General features: G+C 71.0%; 6 protein-coding genes and 1 pseudogene. 1 reads left to right on the plus strand and 6 read right to left on the minus strand.

What is annotated here, in order from left to right; genetic code table 11:
* Positions 1–388, plus strand: a pseudogene (locus H5J26_RS28630) (monooxygenase); the annotation flags it as partial.
* A gap of 219 nt (positions 389–607) precedes the next feature.
* Here the strand turns inward: H5J26_RS28630 and recX are convergent.
* The 6 genes from recX to H5J26_RS28660 all read right to left on the minus strand — a co-directional run.
* Positions 608–1354 carry a recombination regulator RecX gene (gene recX / locus H5J26_RS28635; protein WP_181768876.1) on the minus strand — a complete coding sequence of 249 codons (747 nt, stop codon included), beginning with the start codon at positions 1352–1354 and terminating at the stop codon, positions 608–610.
* 3 nt (positions 1355–1357) lie between these two features.
* On the minus strand, positions 1358–2491 hold the full coding sequence (recA, locus tag H5J26_RS28640) for a recombinase RecA (RefSeq protein WP_181768877.1): 1134 nt from the start codon (positions 2489–2491) through the stop codon (positions 1358–1360).
* A gap of 273 nt (positions 2492–2764) precedes the next feature.
* On the minus strand, positions 2765–2959 hold the full coding sequence (locus H5J26_RS28645) for a DUF3046 domain-containing protein (protein ID WP_181768878.1): 195 nt from the start codon (positions 2957–2959) through the stop codon (positions 2765–2767).
* Between the two features lie 57 nt (positions 2960–3016).
* On the minus strand, positions 3017–3328 hold the full coding sequence (locus H5J26_RS28650; RefSeq protein ID WP_181768879.1) for an AzlD domain-containing protein: 312 nt from the start codon (positions 3326–3328) through the stop codon (positions 3017–3019).
* Positions 3325–4137 carry an AzlC family ABC transporter permease gene (locus H5J26_RS28655; RefSeq protein WP_419183863.1) on the minus strand — a complete coding sequence of 271 codons (813 nt, stop codon included), beginning with the start codon at positions 4135–4137 and terminating at the stop codon, positions 3325–3327. The genes H5J26_RS28650 and H5J26_RS28655 overlap by 4 nt, the downstream gene beginning before the upstream one ends.
* Positions 4138–4203: 66 nt before the next feature.
* Positions 4204–4485, minus strand: a 282-nt coding sequence (locus H5J26_RS28660; protein ID WP_181768881.1) for a helix-turn-helix transcriptional regulator, incomplete at its 5' end; no start/stop codon positions are given.

Below are 4485 nucleotides of genomic sequence, written 5' to 3' on the forward strand. Positions count from 1 at the left end.
CGGCCCCGTGGACGATGTGCCGGTGATCGCGCTGAACGGCGAACGGGGGCGGCTGCGGGAGCGTCTGTGCGGCATGGGGGGCGAGCTGCTGGTGATGCTCGTGGCTCCGGGGACGGGCGTGTGGGACAGCAGGCACTGGCTCTCGGCGGGGATGATGCCCGAACTGGCCGCTGCCGTGGAGGCGTTGCCGTTGAGGGCGGAGCTGCTCGTGACCGAGAAGTATCCGGGGGCGGCGGCACACACGGTGCTGGTGATACGGCCCGACGGACATCTTGTGGCCGCCCTGCCAGGGCCCCGTACGGGCCAACTGCGGGCGTGCGCGGACGCGGTGCGAGGCGGCACACTGCCCGGGGGGCGGCCGGCGACGTCCGGTGAGGCACGACAGTAGCGCCGGCGGCCACCTGACAGCACGACCACCCGGCGGCGCCCACACGGACCACGCGGCGATGCCCTCTCGGGGCGCGGTGAGGGGCGCGCACGGGCTGCTTGGCGCGCGAGCGGGGGCACGGGACAGCAGGCCCCACTCCGAGGGAACGCCTGACCCTGATGCGACGTCGCCTGGACGGGCCCCGACGAGAGCCCGAACTCCCCAGCCATGCCGGGGCGTTCAGTCCGGCAGATACTGGTCCAGCTGCTCCGGGTCCTCACCCTCCTGCTCCAGAGCCTGACGGACCACGCGCAGCGCCAGCCCTTCGCCGTAGCCCTTGCGGGCGAGCATCCCGGCGAGGCGGCGGATGCGCTTCTCCTGAGCGAGCCCCCTGGTCGAGCGCAGCTTGCTCTCCACCAAGGCCCGGGCCATCTCCGCCTCCTGCTCGGTGTCGAGCTGCCCGACGGCGCCGTCGATCACCTCGGACTCCACACCCTTGGTGCGCAGTTCGCGGGCGAGCGCCCTCCTGGCGAGCCCCCGGCTGTGATGGCGGGACTCGACCCAGGCGTCGGCGAACTTCGCGTCGTCGATCAACCCCACCTCTTCGAAGCGGGACAGGACCTCCTCGGCGACGGCGTCGGGGATCTCCCGCTTGCGGAGGGCGTCGGCCAACTGACGGCGGGTGCGCGGCTGGCCGGTCAGCAGGCGCAGGCAGATGGCGCGTGCCTGCTCCTCCGGATCCTTCTCCGGCTTGCTGTCCGGCGCTCGGGTGCCGTCGGCGTCCACGGCAGGGTCATCGACCCCGTGAACGGCCGAGGCACCTCGGTCGTCGCTGTCGTCCAGCTCGGGGCCGAGGTGTCGTGCGTCACCCAGCCGTGAGCTGCGTGACGCACGGCGGCGTCGCGTGCGCGGTGATCCCACCTCGGCCCTCGACGAGGTGGGATCACCGCTGTCTTCGCGCAGAGGCCACTGGCTGCGCCGTGTCATGGATCAGCTCTTCGCGGCGGCCGACTTGACCGCCTTGGCCTTCGTCGGTGCGGGCACGGACTTGGGCGCACCGGCGGCGGCTTCCGGCGCCGACCCCGCTCCTGCCGCGTCGGCACCGGGCTCGCCCGTGGGCTCCTCCGGAACCACCCCGATCCCCAGCTTCTCCTTGATCTTCTTCTCGATCTCGTTGGCGAGATCGGGGTTGTCACGGAGGAAGTTGCGGGAGTTCTCCTTGCCCTGGCCCAGCTGGTCGCCCTCGTAGGTGTACCAGGCGCCGGACTTGCGGATGAATCCGTTCTCCACGCCCATGTCGATGAGCCCGCCTTCACGGCTGATGCCGTGCCCGTACAGGATGTCGAACTCGGCCTGCTTGAAGGGCGGAGCGACCTTGTTCTTGACGACCTTGACCCGCGTGCGGTTGCCCACCGCGTCGGTGCCGTCCTTGAGGGTCTCGATCCGGCGGATGTCGAGCCGCACCGAGGCGTAGAACTTCAGCGCGCGGCCGCCGGTCGTCGTCTCCGGAGAGCCGAACATCACGCCGACCTTCTCGCGGAGCTGGTTGATGAAGATGGCCGTGGTCTTGGAGTGGTTGAGGGCGCCTGTGATCTTCCGCAGCGCCTGGCTCATCAGGCGGGCCTGCAGGCCGACGTGCGAGTCGCCCATCTCGCCCTCGATCTCCGCACGCGGCACGAGCGCGGCCACGGAGTCGATGACGATCAGGTCGAGCGCACCCGAACGGATGAGCATGTCGACGATTTCCAGGGCCTGTTCGCCGTTGTCCGGCTGGGAGAGGATCAGCGCGTCCGTGTCGACGCCGAGCTTCTTCGCGTACTCGGGGTCGAGCGCGTGCTCCGCGTCCACGAACGCGACCGTGCCGCCCCCCTTCTGGGCGTTGGCCACCGCGTGGAGGGTCAGGGTCGTCTTACCGGAGGCCTCCGGCCCGTACACCTCGACGACGCGTCCGCGCGGCAGACCGCCCACGCCGAGAGCGACATCCAGGGCGGTGGATCCGGTGGGGATGACCTCGACGGGCTCGTTCGGCCGCTCCCCCATGCGCATCACGGCGCCCTTGCCGAACTGCCGTTCAATCTGCGCGAGGGCGGTTTCAAGCGCCTTCTCGCGGTCGGTTTCTGCCATCGGTGCCACCCGGTTTGCTTGAGTCGATCGCTTCACGTCAACGACGCTAGCGGTTGCCACTGACAATCGGCCCGGATCTCGCTCCGGGCCGGGACGGCGGAGGCGGGAGAACCCGCCAGGGCCTCCATAAGAATCCATGTTCGATTTTTGCGTCAAGTCGCCCTGAAATCCTGTGGATAACCCAGGAAAGCCCTGTTCAACTGCCCCTTGGGCAGCGAGCACGAAGGCGTGGCGAGCTCAGAGGCAGGCTCAGTTGCGAGCTCAGGGGCGAGCTCATCTCTTGTCTGCGGGAACGTCCATGACGGCGCAGACCTGGCGCCAGATCTCCTTCGCGTCCCACCCGGCGTCCAGCGCCTCGCAGACGGTACGGCCGCCGAGTTCGGACATCACGTGGTCGCGGGCGAAGGAGGTGGCATATCCCTCGCCGAAGTGATCCGCCATCCGCTGCCAGAAGTCCGTCAACCGCATGGCTCCAGTATCCAGTCACCCGCCTCCGGCCCGGCGGCGGACCTGCCGAGCCGGGGATCAGGCCTGGCCCAGCGCCCGTACGCCCGCCGTGACCAGCACCGCGACCGCGATCACGATCAGGAAGGGCGCGCGCAGCAGCAGCGCCACAGCCGCCGCCGACAGCCCCAGCGCCTTGGCGTCGAGAACCAGCGCGCCTCCGGTGCTGAAGGTCTGCTGTGCCGTCAGCGCAGCCAGCAGCGCCACCGGAAGCAGCGTCACCAGCCGTTTGACGACCGGCCGTTCAAGCAGCCCCTCGGGCACGGACAGGCCCAGAAGCTTCGCCGCGTAGCAGCCGATCGCCGTTGCTGCGATCGCGATCCACACACTCATCGGTGCTCCTCCCCCTCCGGCCCCTTCCGGGGCGTCCCCTCGGCCGCCTGTTCCTGGACGGGCTCGCCTCCGCCCTTCCGGCTCCGACGGGCGAAGGCAAGCCCCTGCACCGTCAGCACGACCGGTGCCGCAAGTGCAGCGAGCAGCACCGGCACTCCGCCGGGCAGTACGGGCAGCAGCCCGAGTCCCACCACGACCGCCAGTGCCGCCGTCGCCCGTGCGACAGCCGTGCGCAGCATGGGGGCCAGCAGCGCGAGGAAGACCGCCGGCCCGGCCGCGTCGAGCCCCCACCTCTCCGTGTCGCCCAGTGCGTCGGCACCCATCGCGCCGAGCAGTGTGGTCAGGTTCCACAGCGTGAAGATGGTCACGCCCGTGACGGTGAAGCCGAGGCGGGCGCTGCGGCGGCTCTCCTGCGCGAGGGTGACCGCCGCGGTCTCGTCGATGACCATGTGGGCGGCGAGCGGGCGCACCAGTCGGGGCAGCCGGAGCAGCGTGGCCAGCCGCAGCCCGTAGAAGGTGTTCCGCACGCCGAGGAAGAACGCGCCCGCCGCGGCGGTGAGCGGGCTGCCGCCCGCCGCGAGCGCCCCGACGAGAGCGAACTGGGAGGCGCCGGTGAAGACGAAGAGGCTGAGCGCGCAGGTCTGCGGAAGGCTGAGGCCGGCCCCCACGGCGGTCACGCCGAAGGCGAATCCGGACAGGCCCACGGCGACGCCCACACCGAGGGCGTCGCGTATGACTGCGCGGTCCTGAAGCGACGTGGCAGAGGGCGGGTCGGCCTGGGGCTGTGAGGCGTCTTTCTGTTCGAGCACGGGCGTCACGCTAGTCGCGACGGGCCGTGGCGGTCTTGTACGTTCTTGCGCTCGCGCCCGGGGCGCTCAGCGGGTCGCCGCCCGCTCACGCTGGTACGCGCCGGGCGGCACACCCACGATGCGGCTGAAGTGCCGGCTGAGATGCGACTGGTCGGTGAAGCCCACGGCGGCGGCTGTCTCCGCAGGCGGCACCCCGGCGTCCAGCAGCGCGCGTGCCCGGTGCACCCGGGCGTCCGTCAGCCATGCGTGCGGCGGCATCCCGTACCTCTCGCGGTAGGCACGCAGCAGCGGGAAGGTCCCCGTCCCCAGCTCGCCGGCGAGCGCCTCCAGCGTGGGAGGCGCGGACAT

The organism is Streptomyces albidus (ex Kaewkla and Franco 2022) (genome assembly GCF_013870515.1).
Classification (GTDB): Bacteria; Actinomycetota; Actinomycetes; order Streptomycetales; family Streptomycetaceae; genus Streptomyces; species Streptomyces albidus.